Below are 17,534 nucleotides of genomic sequence, written 5' to 3' on the forward strand. Positions count from 1 at the left end.
GATTACAGCGCTTGCATCAGCGATTGCAGCATGGCGTTCTCGGTCGAGATGACCTTCGAGTTGGCCTGGTAGTTACGCTGCGACGTCATCAGGCCTACCAGTTCGGAGGTGATGTCGACGTTCGACTGTTCCAGCGAGCTCGTTACCAGTTTGCCGGCCATGCCGACGCCCGGGCGGTCATAGATGGGGGTGCCGGACGTGGTCGAGGCGACCCAGCTGGTATCGTTGACGGCCGTCAACGCGCCTTCGTCTGGGAAGGTGGCCAAGGCGATCACGCCGATGCTTTGCTTCTGGCCGTTCGTGTATTTCGCCACGACGGAGCCGTCATCGGCCAGTTCCACGCCCGTGTAGGTGCCCGAGGAATAGCCATCGGCGCGGTCGGTCGAGGTCGTCGCTTCGCCAGCGTACTGGGTGGTGCCCGTGTAGTCGATGGCGATCGCCAGTGCCGCGGCGCCAGCCGGCGTCGGCAGCGCTGGCGCGGCGGCCGTGCCGGTCACCAGCTTGCCATTCGTGTCGAAGGTCATGCTCGTCACCGGTGTCACGTCGGCGTTGTCGAAGGTGTAGTGCACGTCCACGCCCGTTGCCGTCTTGACGAAGTACTGGCCCAGCGAGTGCTTGGCGCCCAGCGAATCGTAGACGATCGAGGTCTTGGCGCTGTTGTAGCTCAGTTCGTTGGTCTTGTTGAAGGGCACAGCCTTGATGGTCCATTCGGACGACATGTTGGCGGCATACGCCAGCTTGGTCGACGCCACGGCGGGAATCTGGCCCGTCGGAATGATCATGTCACCCATGGTGCCCAGGGTGGTGCTGCCCTTGACGGCGGCGTAGCCTTGGACCAGGCGGCCGTTCGAATCGATCAGCTTGCCTTCATTGCTGGCCGAGAAGATGCCGACACGGCTGTAGCTCATGGTGTTTTGCGCATCGCGTGCGACGAAATAGCCGCGGCCGTCGATGGCTGCGTCGAGCGCGCGGCCCGTGTTCAGCACGCCGCCATTGAGCGACATGCTTTGCGTGATCGAACCGATTTCCGTACCCGTGGCGCGCGAACCGGCGTACATGGCCGAAAAGTTGGCGCGGCTGCTCTTGAAGCCGTAGGTGCCGGCGTTGGCGATATTGTTACTGGTGCTGTTCAACTGTTGGTTGATGGACTGGATACCGGACAGGGCGATGTCGAAACTCATGTTGATTTCCTTTAGTGAAGGACGAGATTAGTGTGCAGGAAACGAAGGGGCGAGCGGATCAGGCCGTCTTGCCGTTAAAGCCGGTGATCGCGCCAGGGTTGACTTCGCCCAGGTTCGACACGCTCAGTATCATGCTGCCGCCGGACGACAGGCGCACGCTGTTAAGCTTGCCTGCAATGTCGACCGTCGGTTTTTCGGCGCCGCTGGTGGTGACCTTCATGCTGTAGGTACCGGCGGGCAAGCCCAATGCCACGGGATCGATGCTGAACGGCACCGTGCCGGCCGACTTGGCGCCCAGTTCGATCTTGTATTCCTTGTCGTCCAGCCCTTTCAGGGTCACCGTGGTCTTGGTGGTGCTGGCGGCCAGCGCGATGCTGCCGCTGACCTTGCTCTTGTCGAGCTGCACCGTTTCACTGTTGACCATCACCTCGGAACCCACTTGCGCGCCCAGGGCCAGTACTTGCATCGATTGCAGCACGCTGGCATTGGCGCTGGTCAGCGACGACAGGTTTTGCATCGCTTCCGTCTGCGCCTGCTGCGTCAATTGATTGACGAACTGGCTCGGGTCGGTCGGTGCGAGGGGATCCTGGTTCTTGATCTGGGCGACCAGCAATTTGGTGAACATATCCTGGGTGGCATTGCTTTGCGACTTGACGGCATTGTTGCTGCTGCCGCTGCCACTGGTATTGTTTGTAAAGAGATTGGTTTCCATGGATTATGCTTCACCTAATTTGAGGAGCGATTGCTGCATCGATTTGATGCGGCCCAGAACTTCGACATTGGTTTCAAAGGCGCGCGAGGCCGACATCATGTCGGTCATCTCGGCTACCTGGTTGACGTTGGGGTAGAACACCATGCCGTCGGCATTGGCCATCGGGTGGCCCGGTTCGTACACCTTGCGCAGCGGCTCGTCGCTTTGCACCACGTCGAGCACCTGTACTCTTCCGCCGGCACCGCTGGCGCCGGGGCCATCCATCACGGCCGCAAACACGGGTTTGCGCGCGCGGTAGGTTTCGCCTTCGGAACCGGCAACGGAATCGGCATTGGCCAGGTTGCTGGCGATGGTATTGAGGCGCACGGTTTGCGCCGCCATCGCCGAACCGGCGATCTTGGAAATATCCTGGAAGCTCATGCTGATCCTTATTGTCCGGAAATGGCCTTGGACAGACCCTTCAGTTTCATGTTGACGAAAGTGAGGCTGGTCTGGAAGTCGGTGGCATTCTGCGAGAACGCCGCCTGTTCGACGCCGATTTCGACGGTATTGCCGTCGCGGCTGGGGTGGTAGGGGACGCGGTACAGGGCGCTGGCATCGTCATCGGTCGACAGCAGGCCGGCCTCGTTGTCCTGCAACTGCTGCAGGGCGCTGCCGAAATCCATGTCCATGGCCTGGAAGCCGGGCGTGTTTTCATTGGCGATGTTGGCCGCCAGCACGCGCGTACGGTCGGCACGCAGCGCGAGTGCATCGGCGTGCACACCCAGCGCATCCTTGAAATTAATCCCCATGGTCATCCTTTGTGTTGAATTCGATCGTGCTTTTTGCGGTTCGGGCCAGAAAACAGGTGGTGCAGAGGTAAAATCCCAGCCAGGTCATGTTGACGCATGGTAAGGTCATGCCGCTTCAGTATCTTTGATTAAGGTTAGCAATGATTTACTTTGAGAACTATTCCGTGATGTGGAACAAGGCGCAATGTCGTCAAATACTGCTTCCAGGCATCTTTTTCCTGGCCAGCCTATATAGTAGTGCAGGTCGCGCAGAATTGCCAGCCGACAATATATTTTCACGTGTGGAACAGTTGGCGCGTGAGCAATTGGCGCAGCAGGCGGCCACGGCGGGACTGCTGGAACCGCAGTTTCAGGTGACCGTCGTGAAAAGCACGCGCCCCGTGCCCGCGTGCGCGGCGCCCGTCGCGCTGGAGACGGCGGATAGCCGCTCGGCGCAGCGCATGCGCTTTATCGCGGTGTGTCCTGGAAGCAACGGTTGGCGTTACGAAATGCTGGCGCGCGGCAGTATCACGGCCCAGGTGGCCGTCACCAGCGTGCCCGTCACGGCCAATACGCCGTTGCAATCGGGCGACGTGACGTTGGCACGGCGCGACGTGACGATGGTGCCGGACAGTATTTCTGCCTTGCCGGGCGCGATAGGCCTGTCAAGCCGGCGCAGCTTGCGTGCCGGCGAAGTGCTGCGCCAGGGGCAACTGGCGTCGCCCGTGCTGATCAAGCGGGGCAGTGCGGTCAGCATCGTGGCGCGCAAGGAGCAGGTGGAAGTGAGCATGGCAGGCGAAGCGATGGATCCGGGCGCGCTGGGCGAAGTGATCCGCGTGCGCAACGCCACCAGCGGCACGGTGATACGTGCCAGGGTGGTCGATGCGGGCGTGGTGGAACCGGCCGATATTGCCGGCCGTTGAGGAGATCAGTCTGCGGCGGCCGTGCGCTGCAGGCGTGTCGCCAGCTGTGTCAGCTTGGCGGCGTAGTTGGGATCGGTGGCATAGCCGCCGCGCGCCAGGCCTTGCGCGAAGGCGCCCGCGTCGGCACCCGTGTTCAGGGCGGCGCGGTAGCGCGGGTTGTCGAGCAACACTTGCGCATAGTCGCGGAAGGCGCTGGCCTGGTCCGGGTAGCTGCGGAAACGCTCGGTTTTCTTCAGGGCCGTGCCGCTGCCCGCCTCGTATTCGGTGGTGACATTGCTGGCCACGTCGCCCTGCCATTTGCCGCCGGCCTTGATGCCGAACAGATTATTCGTGTCCGCGCCCGTGCCCTGGCGCAGCGGACGCTGGCCCCAGCCCGATTCCAGCGCCGCGTGGGCGGCGACGATTTCCGGCGCCACGCCCAGGCGCGCGCCCGTTTCTTGCGTCCATGGCTTGATCGAGGCGAGGAATTGCTGCTGTGTCTCGCCGATCTCGCCGCCCTGGTTGATGCGGCCCAGCACATTGACGGGCTGGCTTTGCTCCAGGTAGGCGCGTCCTTGCGGGCTCAGGCTGGTGGCGTTGCCGCCGCCCTGTTCGATGAAGCGGGTCACTTCGCCCTGCACCTGCTTGAACACGCTGCCAAAACTGCCAGTGGCCACCGTGGCAGGGGTAGCGTGCATATTGCTCTGCACGGCCATTGTCGCCGCCGTCGATGGCGTCGCCGTCGTGGCGCGGGTGGTCAGGAAATCAGCCTGGCGCATACGTATCTTCCTCGCCATGCAGCACGCGCTGCATGATGCTGTACTGCTCTGTTAATAAATCGCTGTTGCGGGCATTCAGGCGTTTGCATTCGAGCACCATCTGCTCGAGCGCGGCCCAGTCGCGCTGGGCGGTCGTACGCGCGTCTTGTTGCAACAGTGCAAACAATTGCGCCATATCGCCTTGCGGGCCCAGCAGGGCAGTGACGAGGCTGACCCGCTGGCGGCGGCGCGCATCGAGCGGTTCGACAGCGGCGATGACCTGGTCGGCCAGCGCCGTCAGCCGGGCGCTCTGGTGGTGCAAGGTGGCCTGGAATTGCTCTTCCAATAAGGTTTGCAGTGCCGCATAGCCGGCGCGGTCCTCCGTCATGCCTAGCAGCACGCGGCGCACGGCTTCCTGGCGCGTGATGCCCTTGCGCGGCGCGGTCACGATTCACCGCCGTGGAAACGCTGGATCAAGCCTGCCAGTTTCGATGGATCGAACGGCAATTCACCCTTGGCCAGCGCATCGCGCAGCATGGCCACTCTTTCATGGTCGATCTCGGGCATGGCACGCAGGGCGGCCATGGCCGGTTGCAGCACGGCCGATTGCAGTTCCGCGCCGGCCGACGAGCCACCCATGGCGCCAGCGGCGCCCGCGTTCTCGGCGATCGCCTCGGCAGGCGCGACGGCGCTGCTGCGCACGGCAGCACCGGTATTGCCGGAGGAGATTTTCATACGTTGTCCCTTGCCCTTAATTTGCATGCTCGTCCCGATCTTTCTTTGCGGGCAGGCCCAGTTTTTCGCGCAGCCGCTGCAGGGTACCGGAGTCCGGTTCACCCACCTGCAATTCGTCGCCTTGCGGCTTTTGTCCTGCCATGCCGAACATGGCGGCGATGCTGTCTGCCTGGCCACGCGTCAATATTAACAGTTCGATGCGGCGGTTGATGCCGGCGCTGGCATTTTTCACGTCCAGCGGCGCGCGGTCGGCCATGCCCACCACTTGCAGCACGCTGTCCGGACTCATGCTGCCGATCAACAATTGCGCGCGCGCCGACATGGCGCGGTTGGCCGACAGGGTCCAGTTCGAAAAGCCTTCATAGCCCGTATTGGCGTATTGCATCGAGTCCGTGTGGCCGACGATCAGCATCTGGTTTTCCATTTGCGCAAACACAGGGCCCATCTGGCGCAGCAGCTTGCGGAAGCGGTCGGTCGGCACGGCGCTGCCGCGCACGAACATGCCTTGCTTGTCCGTATCATGCAGCATGACACGCAAGCCGTACGGCGTGATCACCGACTGCAAATTGCTCTTCAGTCCCGCTTCGTCGCTGAGCTTGTCGAGCGCGCGCGACAGCGACAGCAAGTCTTCCGGCGACTGGTAGCTGACCTTGGTCTGGTTTTGCGGCGCGGCGCCGGCCTTGCCGTCCTGCATCTGCTTGCCTTCCGTGCGCGTGTCGCCCGAACCCTTGCGGGGCATGGGGAAGCGCTCGATCAGGCTGCCGCGCGGACCGCCGCTCTGTTCCGGCATGACGCCCTGGCCTTCGCCCTGGCGGCTGCTGGCCGACGCATCCATCATGATTTCCTTCATCGCCTGCTGCTCGCGCGCGGCCATCAGCCACAGCACGAGGAACAGCGACAGCAAGGCCAGGCAAAAGTCGGCGAACGCTACTTTCCAGGCGCCGCCATGGCCATCGTCGTCGTGCTTGCGTCCCGCACGCTTGATGATGGCCTGTTCATGTTTCTCATGCGGCTTTAGCACGGCGGCCTCCCCGGCCTTGGCCTTGCTCTTGTTCGGCGCCGCCATCTTCCAGCGCATTGATCCAGCTTTCCAGCTGGGCGAAGCTCGGCTTGATGTTCAGCTGCACCAGGCGGCGGCCCGCATCGATGGCCAGCAGGGGGGGCTTGCCCGCCACGTGCGTGACCAGCACGACCTTCACGCATTCCATGGTCGAGCCTTCCTCGCCCACCAGCTGTTTCATCATGTTGCACATCGGATCGAGCACGCCGTAGCAGAAGAAAATACCGATGAAGGTACCGACCATGGCGGCACCCACTTTTTCGGAAATTTCCGCCGCATCGGCGCCGTCGGCCACGGAATTCATGGCCATCACGATACCGAGAACGGCGGCCAGAATACCGAAACCGGGCATGGCTTCGGCGATCTTGTGCAAGGACTTCGACGGTTGCAGCAGTTCGTCGTGGATGGCTTCGAGTTCCTGCTCCAGCACGCCTTCGAGTTCATGCGCGTTGATCTTGCCCATCGCCATCAAGCGGAAGTTGTCGACGATGAAGGCCAGCAGTTTCGGCTCTTCCAGCACCAGCGGGTAGCGCTGGAACAGGGCGCTTTCGCGCGGCGCCTCGACGTGGGCGTCGAGCGCCTTCAGGCCGCCGGCGGCCGTTTGCAGCAGTTCATACATCAGCAGCAGCAACTGGCGCTGGAATTCCGAGCCTTGCTTCTTGTGCGTGACGATCTTGCGCATCTGGTGCAGCATTTCACCGAGTACATGCTTCGGGTTGCCCAGCACCAGGGCGCCGACGGCGGCGCCGATGATGATGATCAGCTCGACCGGTTGCCAGATCGCGTGGACGGTGCCGCCCATCAGGGCGAAGCCTCCGAATACACACCCCATCACGATTAAGATACCGATAATTACCATGTCAACTGCCTTTCTGCGTCATTGTGCTGCGTCAATTTGATGGATAGTGCTGAAACTTATGCGTCTTGCAGCATGGCTTTCATCTTGCCCAGCGCCGTCTTGTTGAGCTGGCAGACGCGGGCGTCGCTCAGGTCCAGGACGGCGGCTATTTCTTTGTAGCTCAGTTCGAATTCGTAATACATCTGGATCACGCGCTGCTCGCGTTCGTCGAGCGCGCGCAAGGCCTGCTCCAGGCTGCGCCGCACCATCAATTGCTCTTCCGGGCTTGGTGCGCTGTCGGCCTGTCCCAGGCTTTCCTGCAGCACCTCGTCGAAACTGGCGATCAGCTCGGCGTTTTCCGCCAGCTGGTATTCCTGGAAGGCTTCCGGCGTCAGCTTCAGGGCGGCCATGATTTCCGCGTCCAGCGGCTCGCGCCCCAGGCGGCGGGTCAGGGCGCGCACGCTGTCGCGCAGGCGGTGGCTTTCCTGGCGCACGGCGCGCGGACGCCAGTCCTGGCGCCGCAGTTCGTCAAGGATGGCACCACGGATGCGCAGGCTGGCATAGCTGCCGAAAGACTGGTCCGGCACGCCGTAGCGGCGCAAGGCTTCGAGCAAGCCCATCAGGCCGATCTGTTCCATGTCGTCGCGGTCGATGGCGCCCGACACCTGCGAATTGAGCTGGCGCACGATGCGTTTGACCAAAGGGGAGTACGCCACCAGATGTTGTTGCTCTTCAGCAACGCTGAGCACGGCCGCGCAAGCGCTGGCGGCGGCATATTCGCCGGCGCCGTACGCTTCCTGGTATTGCTCTACATAGGCCAAGGGATCTCCCACTAGGTCGGCTGGCGTGTTGGCTTATTCAATGATCAGCTTGCCGACCATGACTTCGGTGAACGGTTTTTCCATCTGTTCGCGCTCGTAGCTGACGTTGAAGGCCTTGTTGATCTGCTCGGCATATTGTTCCACGGTCATGGTCTGCGCCTTGTCCAGCGGAAAGCTCGACAGGGTGCTGACGGCGATCGAACGCATCAGCGGCAAATGGTCCTTCGTCAGTTTTTCCTTTTCCTCGGTGGTGGCGATCACCAGGTCGGCCGACAGATAATGCGTTTCGCCGTCGCCTGGGCCGCGGCGCAGCATCACGATGACTTTGTCGAGCGTGAGGAACTTGCGTGCCTTCTTGCCCGTGGCCGGCGGCGGCGGGGCTTTCGCTTCGGCGGCATCGGCATGGCCGGCGACCGGCTTGGCCAGATACCACATGGCGCCGCCAGCCGCGCCAGCGGCCAGCACGGCCACGCCGACAAAGCCGGCTATCAGTTTCATTTTCATATTCATCAGGCGCTCTCTCGCTCGTGCATGGCGTAAGTGGTGGCGGCAGTGCTGCCGTCGGACAGGGCGCGGCCCGGCTCGGCATCATCGTGCTGGCGGCCCGGTTGACGCTGGCCGCGCGCGTCGCCCTCGGCAAACGCCTGGGCGGCGGGGCTGCGCGGGGTGGCGCTGATATTGACGGCCACGTCGGTGTACTGGCGCTGCGCCAGGTCGCTGCGCATGTTTTCGCCGATGCCTTGCAATTGGCGCAACACCTCCGAGTTCGATGCCGTGACGTTCACCTGCAGCGTGCCGGCCGTGTGGCGGATGGAAATTTCAATGCGTCCCAGCATGGGCGGGTCGAGGCGGATCGTCGCGTGTTCGCTGTTGCGGCCGATCTGCGTCTGCAGGCGTTCGCCCAGCGCTTCGCGCAGCGGTTCCTGCCATTGCTGGGCTGGGCCGTTGAGCTTGATGGTGTCGCCGGCCGCGGCCGCCGTGGCCGTATTGCCGACCGCGCCCGCCAGGCCCAGGTTGGGCGTGGCTGGCGCCACATTCGCGGCGCCACGTTCGCCTTCGCGCGCGGCAACGGCAGGGGCGGCGACGGCCGTGGCCGGAGCGCTTTGCTGCAGCAGCGATTCGAACGGCTGTGCCGGCGCGCTGCCTTTGGCGGGCGCCGCCGGATTGGCGGCGGCCAGCGGCTCGCGCGTGTCGCGGCCTGGCGCTGGTGCCGTTGCCGGCGCGTTCAAGGTGATCGCCGCCGGATGCAGGCTGATGTTGAGCGCAGGGTTGGCTTGCGCCACATTTGCCTGCACTTGTGCCTGTGCTTGAGTCTGTACTTGCGCCTGCGCGTAGGCGCGTGCTTCGGCCGCGGCGGCGTCCGCCGGCGGCAGCATGCTCACCGGCAGGCCGATGACGGGCGCGGCCATGGCTGGCAGGCTGCTGTCGGTCTGGCTGTCGCTATCGCCGTCCTTGGCGGGCGCGGGCGTGCCGGCGTCGGCCGTCTCCCCGCCCGTCACATCGAGCACCTGCGCAAACAGGGGCAGGGCGGAAGGGGCGGCGCCATTGGCGGCATAGCCCGGCGTGCCAGGCAAGGCAGCGGCTTGTGACGGCGCTGGCGCCGGTGCTGGTGCGGATGCCGCAGGGGCCGCCGGTGCCGGAGCGGCCGGTGCCTTGTTGAAGTTCATGATCATGCTTGATTCCCGTCCGAGTCGTATTCGCCGAGCGCGGCGTAGGCGACCCAACCTTCCTTATTTGCCTGTAATGCACCCAGGTGTTGACCCAGGCGTTCTTTTTCCTCAGAGCAAATTTTAACCGCTTGCGCGTGAATTTTGCGCAAATGCAACAATTCTGTTTGTTCCAGCGCATTCCATGCGCCACGTTCGGCCAGCAGCGGGATGTTTTTCGCCAGGCTGGCCGAGAGTTTTTCCATCGCATCCCAGTCCGGCTGAGCGACTGCCGCGCTCAATTGCCGGCTCAGCTGCTGCAGCGCCGCGCGCCTAGGCATTGTTGGCCTGGACGCCCACCCAGCCGCGCTTGATGGTCGTCATCAAGGTCGTCACTTCGTCGATCAGGGTAGGGTCCAGCTTGATGCCGGCCGTGTACAGGCGCGCCACGCAATAGTCGTACAGGCGCGCCAGGTTGACGACCACTTCGCCGCCATTGTCGAAATCGAGCGAGCTCGACAAACCGTTGATGATTTGCGTGCACTTGTCCAGGCTGATGGCCTTTTGCTCGTAGCGCTTGCCCACGATGTGCCCGCGCGCGCGCGCCAGTTCTTCCAGCAGGCCGTCCGTCAGCACCAGTACCAGCTCGACCGGTGTGGCGCGGGCGGTCTGGGAATCCAGGTTGACGGCGTGGTAGCTGCCGTAAGCTTCATTGTTCAACATTATTATCTTCTCGCTATGTTAACGTGGCGCGGTGCTGCAGGCACGCTCGCCTTAGGATTTGTCGTTGCCGAACATGGCATCGAACATGTCGGAATTGCGCGTCATTTGCTCTTGCAATACCTGCAGGCGGGAAAACTGGTCCAGGAAGCGGTTGTACGCCGTGTTGTACTGATTGGTCAGGCGCTCGCTGCTCTGGGCCAGGCTTTTCTGCAACTTGTCCGTCGCTGCCATGCGTTGGGTGATCTGGCCTTTGGTGACATTGCTCCACTGTCCCAGCACCTTGTCCAGACCGCCGAGCACGCCGGCTGGCGCCGACAGGCTGTTATTGCCGAACAGTTTGTCCAGGCCGCCAGGATTGTCCGCCAGCTTGGCCGTCAGCTTGGCGGTATTGAGGCTGATCGTGCCGTCGCGCTGGGCGGTAATGCCATACGCCACCAGCGATACACCATCGACGCTCAGGCGCAGGGCATCGCCCATGCTCGAGCGCAGGGCGTTCAGGCCGGAGTCGTGGGCAAAGAGGCCGGCGGCGATGTTCTTTTCCGGATTGCCGGGACTGGCCAGGCCATCCATCACGCTTTTCAGCTTGTTGTAGGCGTCGACGAAAGCTTGCACATTGGCGATGGTGCCCGTGCTATCGGTGCCGACGGTCACGGTGACCGGGCTCTCGCCAGCGCTCATGGCCTTGGTGAACGTCATTTTCACGTCGGGCACGTTGGTGAAGGTATTCGATGCCTGGGTGATTTTGGTGCCGGTGCCTTGGGCGCCCAGCCAGACGATGGCATCCTTGGGCTCGACGAGGGTTTTCTTGTCGCTCTGCAGCGCTGTCTGCAGCCCCGAATCCGTCACGCTGCTGGTGTCGATCGAGACGGCATTCGCGGCGCCGGTGAGCGTCGACGTCAGCACCAGTTGCGCCTGGTTACCGATATTGATGACGGAAGCGGTGACGCGCGCATTATTCTTGCTGTTGCCATTGATGGCGGCGGCTATTTCCTGCGGCGTCAAATAGGCGTCGCCATCCTTGTTGGCGGCGGCCAGGTCGATGTCGAAGGCGTTGTCGGCGGTCACGGCGGCCAGCGGGTCGCCGATGCGGATGGTCATGGCGCCGCCGTTGGCAGGCATGGTGTTGCTCAAGCCGCCATACGAAGTCTGGCCGGCCGTGGCCAGTTGTTCCACAAAGAATGCGTAGCTGCCCGGCGCCGCCTTGATGCCGGCCGTGCCCGTGCCATACGCGGTATTGCTGAAGGTGGCGGACTGGCTCAGCACGGATTTGCTGGACGTCATGGACGACATCGCCAGCTGGAATGCCGAGATGGCCGATTTCAGGTTACCCAGCGCGCTGGAGGTATTGCTGGCCAGCGCGGTCTGCGCAGCCAGGGCGGCCTGTTGCGCCGCTACCGACTTGGTCGCCAGATTTTTTGCGGTGACGATCGGATCGTATTGCGGTGCAGTAATTACGTTTGCCATGCCAGACTCCTGAATAAAGGGATATACCGGTACAAGGCGACCCCCATTCCCGTTTCGTGAAGTTTTCCTGAAAGAAACTTACACAAACTCATTTTACCTGTCCGCGGAACCAGAATTGCGTCGCCAGTTCGTCTTGTCGCTTGGCATCGACACGTTGTTGCTCGTTTGCAACATGCTTTTGTTTTTGTGTCAGCACCTGGTCCAGCACCTCGCGCTTGGCCCACGCCGTATTCAGCGCGCGTTGCGAAACGGCCATGTTGGCTTCGTGCAAATGCAAGTCGGTACGATGCTGGTCGGCCATCTGCATGACGGCTTGCTTGAAGTTGCCGCAGTTGACGGACAGGGCCAGGGGCAGGGCGCCGCTGGGGCCGCTATCCGTGTACAGGCCCGTCAGGCGCTCCAGGTTTTTCTGGTAGCGCTCGCGCACGGCCGTCTGCGCCGCCATTTCGCTTTGCAGGCGTTCCACTTCGGTGCTGCGCAGGCCGACCAGGGTGGTCAGGTTGCGGATGGTATGCGCGTTGCTCACGTATGCTCCTAGCCCATGATCTGTTCAAGTTGTTCGATGCACGGCGCCATCGGCGCTTCTTCCTTGGTGCCCTGGCACAGGAACGCTTCGATAGGCGCGTGCAGCTGCACGGCGCGGTCGGTGATCGGGTCGGCGCCGGGCACGTAGGCGCCCAGCGGGATCAGATCGCGCACGCGCGCATGGCGCGCCATCGACGCTTTCAGCGCGCGCGACGCCTGCATGTGGGTGGGCGTGATCACCTGCGCCATGCAGCGGCTGATCGAGGCGGCGATGTCGATGGCGGGGTAGTGGCCTCGCTCGGCCAGTTCGCGCGTGAGCACGATGTGGCCGTCGAGAATCGCGCGCGCCGTGTCGACCACCGGGTCCTGCTGGTCGTCGCCTTCGGCCAGCACCGTGTAGATGGCGCTCATGCTGCCTTCCGGGTGGGCGCCATTGCCGGCGCTTTCCACCAGTTGCGGCAGGTTCGAGAAGACGGACGGCGGATAGCCGCGCGTGGCCGGCGGCTCGCCCAGGGCCAGCGCCACTTCGCGCAAGGCCATCGCATAGCGCGTCAGCGAATCGACCAGCAGCAGCACGTGCTTGCCCTGGTCGCGGTAATGGGCGGCGATCGAATGGCACAGTTCGGTTGCCATGATGCGCATCAGCGGCGATTCATCGGCCGGCGCGATCACCAGCACGGCCTTCTTGAGACCTTCGGCGCCCAGCGACTTTTCCACGAATTCGCGCACTTCGCGGCCCCGTTCGCCGATCAGGCCGACGACGACGACATCGGCCACCGTCTGGCGCGTGATCAGGCCGAGCAGCACGCTCTTGCCCACGCCGGAACCGGCCATCAGGCCCACGCGCTGGCCCTTGCCCAGGGTCAGCATGCTGTTGATGGCGCGTACGCCCACGTCGAGCGGTTCGACCACCGGTTGTTTCTTCAGGGGATTGACCTTCGGCGGCGTCACTTCCAGGATGTGTTCGCCACCGAGGCGGCCCAGGTCGTCGATCGGCTCGCCGAGGCCATTGACCATGCGGCCCAGCCACGACGGGCCGATCTGCAGGCTGGCCTTGTCGGGCAGGGGCAGGACCCTGGCGCCCGTGGTCAGTCCCGTCGCCTTCTTGAACGGCATCAGGTAGGACAATTTTTCGCGGAAACCGACGACTTGCGCATCGAGCCACTCGCCGCTCACAGTTTCAATTTGACAACGCTGGCCCGTGTGCAGGCGGCAGCCGGCACTTTCCAGCAGCAGGCCGGAAGCGCCGACCAGGCGGCCGGTCGGTGTCGCGACCGGGATATCGCCGATCTCGAAGCTGCGCAGCGTGTCGGCGATCATGCAGGCGCGCCGTGGTCAGCGTGTTCGGCGGCCAGGGCCAGGTGGCTGCTGACTTGCTCCATGCAGGCCGACAGGCGCTGATGGCAGCCCGCGTCGACTTCATTGTCGCCCGCCTTGATGCGGCATTCGCCCGCGTCGAGGCGGGCGTCGGCGATCAGGTTCCAGCGCTTGGCGCGCTTCGGATCGAGTTCGCTGATGCGTTTCAATTCTTCCGGATTGAGGAAGACGTCGATTTCCTCGCGCGTGGGCGGCATCGAGGCCAGGGTCTCGTCGACCAGGGCCAGCAATTGCACAGGCTGCAGCGCCAGTTCCGCGCGGATCACCTGGCGCGCCACCTTGGCCACCAGGTCGACCACTTCCTTGCGCTGCGCTTCGCGGTAGTCGGCGCGTACTTTTTTCAGGTCGCGCAAGATGGCGTCGACAGGGCGGGCCAGGCGGTCCAGCGCCACCAGGGTTTCATTGCGGCCTTCTTCGCGGCCCTGCGCCATGCCATCGTTGCGTCCGGTGTCGTAGCCGTCTTGCTGGCCTTGCACCAGGCCCACTTCGTAGCCGTCGCGCTGGCCCTGCTCGAAACCTTCCGAGACGGACGCCTGCCACTGGCCATCCGTGTCCTCGTTGGAGGCACGCTGGCCGGCGGCGATGAATTGCGACAGCGGCGGGAAACGATACGAGCGGAAGTGTTTCATTCGATCACCGCTTCTGCAAACAGTTGCACTTCGATCTCGCCCGCATCGGCGAGGCCCTTGACGGTGGCCATGATTTCCTGGCGCGTCTGTTCGATACGCGACAGCGGCACGGGGCCGGAACGGCGCATCATGTCTTCGAAGCTCTGTGCCTGGCGGCGCGGCATGGTTTTCAGCACGGCGTCGCGGATCGACGGTTCCGCGCCCTTGAGGGCGATCGCCCATTGTTCCATCGGCACGTCTTCCAGGATGCGCGTGAGCGTGACATCGCTCTGCGTGGCCAGGATCAGGAAGTCGTACATGCTCAGTTCGATTTCCGAGACGACGTCCGGGTCGTGCGCGCGCAGCAGTTCGACCAGCGCGGCGCGGTTGCCCGGCATGCGGTTGAGGATCTCGGCCGCCTGGCGGATGCCTTCCACGCTGGTGCTTTGCGTGTCGAGCGTGCCCAGGCAGCGGCCCACCAGTTCGTCGAGCTCGACCAGCAGGTCGCGGTCGATCTCGTCCAGGCGCGCCAGGTTCAGCAAGACCAGGTCGCGGCCTTCGACGGGCAGGGCGTCGAGGATCTGGCCGGCCAGCGCGGGTGGCAAAAAGGCCAGGAACACGGCTTGCATCTGCACGTGCTCGTTGACGATGTATTCGGCCAGCCATTTCGGCGAGGCCCACTGCAGGCGCGCCATTTTGGGGCGGATCGCATCGCCATAAATATTGTTCAGTACGCTATTCGCGATATCGCTGCCCAGCGCCATGTCCAGCGAGCGCTTCAGGTAGCTGCGCGAGGCACCGTGCACGCCGCTTTGCTGGCGGTAGTCGTCGAAGAAGGTCTGCATGGCCGTTTTCACGGATTCGACCTTGATGCCGCTCATGCGCGACATCACTTGCGTGACTTCCAGCAATTCTTCACGCGACAGGCAGCGCAGCACGTTGGCGGCCTGTTCTTCGCCGATGCTCAGCAGCACGATGGCGGCCTGTTCCACGGGAGTCAGACTGGCGCTTTCGTATTCGGCGCCGTCGGAGGGATTACTGTTGTTGAGTTCGGCCATTTTTCTGCATCCATTGTTTGACGACTTCGGCGACACGCTCGGGTTCTTTTTCAGCCAGCACTTTCAGGTGGTCGACCATCACGTCGACCGCCGAGCCTGGCGGCGGCAAGTCATAGTTTTCCAGCAGCGGTACGACCGGCATGTTGCCGGCGCCGGCCTCGCCTTCGAGCGCCAGCGGGTTGCCGTTCACGCCCAGGGCCGGCGCGGCGGCAACGGCTGCGCCATTGGCACTGGCGGCGGCGGGGCTGCCGCCCAGCGCCAGGGCTGGATCGAGCTGTTTCAGTGGCGGCGGCGCCAGGCGCGAGGTCAGCAGGCGCAGCAGCGGACGCAGGATCAGGAAGTAGCCGAGCACGGCGCCCAGCGCGTACAGCAGCCAGCTGCTGAAATCGACGACGGTGTCGCGCTCTTCCCACCATTGCGCCACGGGCGGCTTGGCAGGGAAGGCCAGCGCCGTCAGGCTCAGGCTGTCGCCGCGCTGGGCGTTGATGCCCAGGCCGCTGGTCAGCATTTTTTCGATATTGCCCAGTTCTGCAGGGGTCCAGCCTGTTTTCGGATTCGGTGCGGCGGCGCTGTTGAGGACGACGGCCACGCTGAGTTTTTCCAGGCGGCCACGGCTGCGCTTGATCTGCGTGATGCTGCGGTCATACGCGTACTGGCGCGTGGTGGCGTTCTTGCGGGCCGTGCCATCGTCGGACGGCTTCGGTGCGCCATCGGCCGGTGCGGCGCCGGCGGCGTCGGCCGGTGCCGGCACGGCGGCCGCTGGCGGACGGTTCGACAGGCTGCCGGGAATGCCGGCCACGGTGCGGTTGCGTTCCTGCTCTTCGCGCATCGCCTCGCTCGTCACTTTCGGGGCTTCGCCGTATTTTTCCAGCGTTTCATCGACGCGGTCGTTGTTCACGGCGGCCGTCACGCTGAGCTTGAAGTTGTCTTCGCCGATGACGGGACCCAGCAAGCCCGTGACGTTGCGGCGGATCTCATCCTGGAAGCGTTTCGCGCCTTCATTGCCGGCGGCCGAAGCGTCGAAGCCGTCCGTCAGGTCGACGTGCGAGGACAGCAGGTTGCCGCCCTGGTCGACCAGGCTCACGCGCGTAGGCGCCAGGCTGGCGACGCTGCCGGCCACCATGTTGATGACGGCGGCGATCTGTTCCGGCGCCAGGGTACGGCCCGGTTTCAGCGCCACGACGACGGAGGCCGACGATTTGTCGCCATCGCTGGCGACGAACGAGGTCGACTTGGCGATCGACAGATGGACGCGCGCCGAAGCGATCGCGTCCATCGTCATGATGCTTTGCGACAGCTCGCCTTCCAGGCCGCGGCGGAAGCGCACGTCCTGCACGAACTGCGACACGCCCAGCGGGTCATTCTTGTCCATCAGCTCCAGGCCGGCCGGCAGCTGCGCCGTCACGCCTTTCGAGGCGAGCAGCATGCGCACCTTGCCCAGCATGGCGTCGGGCACCAGCACCTGGCCGCTGTCCGGATGCAAGCGGTAGGGGATGTGCTCGGCGTCCAGGGTGGCCATCATGTCCGTTACGGCCACTTTTTCGCGCGCGCCAAACACCGGCTTGTAGTTGGCCTGGTCGCGCCACGCGTACATGGTCACCATGGCGGTGATGCCGATGGCCAGCACGACGATGGGAACCAGGTTTTTCAGCAGGGCGGGCGGGATGGCGGGCTGGGCGCCAGGGCGCCAGCGCGCAAATGCGGACTTCATGGTGGTAATCACTTGGGGTAACTTTCGCTGGGAGGCTGGGCGTGGATCAGGACGTGAAGATTACAGAGGCAGTTTGATGAGTTCGTCGACGGCGCCCATGACCTTGTTGCGCACTTGCATCAACATGGAGAAGGACAGGCTCGCTTCCTGGCTGGCCAGCATGGCGCCGACCATGTCGTCGCTCTTGCCGCTGTCGACGTCGCTCATTTTCTGCGCGGCCAGGCGGTCGTCGCCGTTGACCTTGCCGATGGCGTCTTTCATGCTTTGCGCAAACGAGAAGCCGGATTGTTCCGGTGCGCCGAACTGGGCGGCGGGAGCGATGCTGGCGCCCAGGGCGCGCGCGTCATTGCTCAGTGCTGCCAGATCGGCCTTGATCAGACCTGCGAGTTCGTTGCTCATCTTGCCCTCTACTTTCAATATGCGGTGACGTATCAATCAGAAATTACTGGTTTGCCATTCCGGCAGGCATTACATCGAATGCCATCTTGCCCGGCCCGATTTCAATTGGGCCCATCAGTTTTATCAGTTGCCACACCATCCGCTCAGCAGATTCAAACAAACCCGGCAGACCTGCGCCGACATGATTCACATGGCCATGACAACTAATGATTATCTGATAAAAGTTTCTTCTGGTGGCAATAAGAG

Annotated in this window: 22 protein-coding genes; 1 reads left to right on the forward strand and 21 read right to left on the reverse strand. The window is 63.5% G+C overall.

Annotation, left to right across the window (positions count from 1 at the left end; genetic code table 11):
• Window positions 1–2: 2 nt before the first annotated feature.
• Genes JAB6_RS12295 through flgB form a run of 4 tightly spaced genes read right to left on the reverse strand, consistent with a single transcriptional unit; the run spans window position 3 to window position 2,684 of the window.
• Window positions 3–1,181, reverse strand: a complete 1,179-nt coding sequence (locus JAB6_RS12295; RefSeq protein WP_070303085.1) for a flagellar hook protein FlgE — start codon at window positions 1,179–1,181, stop codon at window positions 3–5.
• A 58-nt stretch (window positions 1,182–1,239) separates the two neighbouring features.
• A complete protein-coding gene (locus JAB6_RS12300; RefSeq protein WP_034757790.1) occupies window positions 1,240–1,893 on the reverse strand; it encodes a flagellar hook capping FlgD N-terminal domain-containing protein in 654 nt (217 codons plus the stop codon).
• Between the two features lie 3 nt (window positions 1,894–1,896).
• Entirely contained in the window at window positions 1,897–2,313 is a 417-nt protein-coding gene (flgC, locus tag JAB6_RS12305) for a flagellar basal body rod protein FlgC (protein ID WP_034757795.1), read from the reverse strand.
• 8 nt (window positions 2,314–2,321) lie between these two features.
• A complete protein-coding gene (gene flgB / locus JAB6_RS12310; RefSeq protein ID WP_034758109.1) occupies window positions 2,322–2,684 on the reverse strand; it encodes a flagellar basal body rod protein FlgB in 363 nt (120 codons plus the stop codon).
• A gap of 281 nt (window positions 2,685–2,965) precedes the next feature.
• On the opposite strand from flgB, the gene flgA reads away from it, so the two are divergent.
• Window positions 2,966–3,586, forward strand: a complete 621-nt coding sequence (gene flgA, locus JAB6_RS12315) for a flagellar basal body P-ring formation chaperone FlgA (RefSeq protein ID WP_254671603.1) — start codon at window positions 2,966–2,968, stop codon at window positions 3,584–3,586.
• Between the two features lie 5 nt (window positions 3,587–3,591).
• Here flgA and JAB6_RS12320 read toward each other — a convergent pair whose 3' ends face one another.
• The 17 genes from JAB6_RS12320 to JAB6_RS12400 all read right to left on the reverse strand — a co-directional run bounded on the left by JAB6_RS12320 (window position 3,592) and on the right by JAB6_RS12400 (window position 17,288).
• Window positions 3,592–4,344 carry a glycoside hydrolase family 73 protein gene (locus JAB6_RS12320; RefSeq protein ID WP_070303087.1) on the reverse strand — a complete coding sequence of 251 codons (753 nt, stop codon included), beginning with the start codon at window positions 4,342–4,344 and terminating at the stop codon, window positions 3,592–3,594.
• Window positions 4,331–4,771 carry a flagellar export chaperone FlgN gene (gene flgN / locus JAB6_RS12325; protein WP_083292696.1) on the reverse strand — a complete coding sequence of 147 codons (441 nt, stop codon included), beginning with the start codon at window positions 4,769–4,771 and terminating at the stop codon, window positions 4,331–4,333. The genes JAB6_RS12320 and flgN overlap by 14 nt, the downstream gene beginning before the upstream one ends.
• Window positions 4,768–5,058: a flagellar biosynthesis anti-sigma factor FlgM gene (gene flgM, locus JAB6_RS12330; RefSeq protein ID WP_034757812.1), complete on the reverse strand. Its 291-nt coding sequence runs from the start codon at window positions 5,056–5,058 to the stop codon at window positions 4,768–4,770. The genes flgN and flgM overlap by 4 nt, the downstream gene beginning before the upstream one ends.
• A gap of 16 nt (window positions 5,059–5,074) precedes the next feature.
• Window positions 5,075–6,136, reverse strand: a complete 1,062-nt coding sequence (locus tag JAB6_RS12335; RefSeq protein WP_051991897.1) for a flagellar motor protein MotB — start codon at window positions 6,134–6,136, stop codon at window positions 5,075–5,077.
• Window positions 6,063–6,977 carry a flagellar motor stator protein MotA gene (gene motA, locus JAB6_RS12340; RefSeq protein WP_034757817.1) on the reverse strand — a complete coding sequence of 305 codons (915 nt, stop codon included), beginning with the start codon at window positions 6,975–6,977 and terminating at the stop codon, window positions 6,063–6,065. The genes JAB6_RS12335 and motA overlap by 74 nt, the downstream gene beginning before the upstream one ends.
• A gap of 56 nt (window positions 6,978–7,033) precedes the next feature.
• Entirely contained in the window at window positions 7,034–7,777 is a 744-nt protein-coding gene (locus JAB6_RS12345; RefSeq protein WP_046684903.1) for a FliA/WhiG family RNA polymerase sigma factor, read from the reverse strand.
• A 33-nt stretch (window positions 7,778–7,810) separates the two neighbouring features.
• Window positions 7,811–8,275 carry a flagellar basal body-associated FliL family protein gene (locus tag JAB6_RS12350; protein ID WP_307788883.1) on the reverse strand — a complete coding sequence of 155 codons (465 nt, stop codon included), beginning with the start codon at window positions 8,273–8,275 and terminating at the stop codon, window positions 7,811–7,813.
• A gap of 11 nt (window positions 8,276–8,286) precedes the next feature.
• Entirely contained in the window at window positions 8,287–9,450 is a 1,164-nt protein-coding gene (locus tag JAB6_RS12355; RefSeq protein WP_070303088.1) for a flagellar hook-length control protein FliK, read from the reverse strand.
• Window positions 9,447–9,725, reverse strand: coding sequence for a hypothetical protein (locus JAB6_RS12360; RefSeq protein ID WP_254671605.1), 279 nt, complete (start codon window positions 9,723–9,725; stop codon window positions 9,447–9,449). The genes JAB6_RS12355 and JAB6_RS12360 overlap by 4 nt, the downstream gene beginning before the upstream one ends.
• Before the next feature lie 31 nt (window positions 9,726–9,756).
• On the reverse strand, window positions 9,757–10,146 hold the full coding sequence (gene fliS, locus JAB6_RS12365; RefSeq protein ID WP_034757830.1) for a flagellar export chaperone FliS: 390 nt from the start codon (window positions 10,144–10,146) through the stop codon (window positions 9,757–9,759).
• Window positions 10,147–10,197: 51 nt separating this feature from the next.
• Window positions 10,198–11,610, reverse strand: a complete 1,413-nt coding sequence (gene fliD / locus JAB6_RS12370) for a flagellar filament capping protein FliD (protein WP_034757833.1) — start codon at window positions 11,608–11,610, stop codon at window positions 10,198–10,200.
• Between the two features lie 88 nt (window positions 11,611–11,698).
• Window positions 11,699–12,136, reverse strand: coding sequence for a flagellar export protein FliJ (locus JAB6_RS12375; protein WP_051991901.1), 438 nt, complete (start codon window positions 12,134–12,136; stop codon window positions 11,699–11,701).
• A gap of 8 nt (window positions 12,137–12,144) precedes the next feature.
• The gene (gene fliI / locus JAB6_RS12380; protein WP_034757837.1) at window positions 12,145–13,455 is read right to left on the reverse strand and encodes a flagellar protein export ATPase FliI; all 1,311 of its coding nucleotides are present in this window, start codon (window positions 13,453–13,455) and stop codon (window positions 12,145–12,147) included.
• Complete coding sequence (gene fliH / locus JAB6_RS12385; protein WP_034757841.1) at window positions 13,452–14,141, reverse strand: flagellar assembly protein FliH; 690 nt, start codon at window positions 14,139–14,141, stop codon at window positions 13,452–13,454. Before fliH ends, fliI begins: the two co-directional genes overlap by 4 nt.
• Window positions 14,138–15,178 carry a flagellar motor switch protein FliG gene (locus tag JAB6_RS12390; protein ID WP_034757846.1) on the reverse strand — a complete coding sequence of 347 codons (1,041 nt, stop codon included), beginning with the start codon at window positions 15,176–15,178 and terminating at the stop codon, window positions 14,138–14,140. The genes fliH and JAB6_RS12390 overlap by 4 nt, the downstream gene beginning before the upstream one ends.
• Window positions 15,156–16,889, reverse strand: a complete 1,734-nt coding sequence (gene fliF, locus JAB6_RS12395; RefSeq protein ID WP_139143372.1) for a flagellar basal-body MS-ring/collar protein FliF — start codon at window positions 16,887–16,889, stop codon at window positions 15,156–15,158. Before fliF ends, JAB6_RS12390 begins: the two co-directional genes overlap by 23 nt.
• Window positions 16,890–16,949: 60 nt before the next feature.
• Window positions 16,950–17,288 (reverse strand): flagellar hook-basal body complex protein FliE, encoded by a 339-nt coding sequence (locus JAB6_RS12400; protein WP_034757853.1) that lies wholly within the window; start codon window positions 17,286–17,288, stop codon window positions 16,950–16,952.
• Between the last annotated feature and the right edge of the window lie 246 nt (window positions 17,289–17,534).

The organism is Janthinobacterium sp. HH104, assembly GCF_001758715.1.
GTDB classification, from domain to species: Bacteria; Pseudomonadota; Gammaproteobacteria; order Burkholderiales; family Burkholderiaceae_D; genus Janthinobacterium; species Janthinobacterium aestuarii.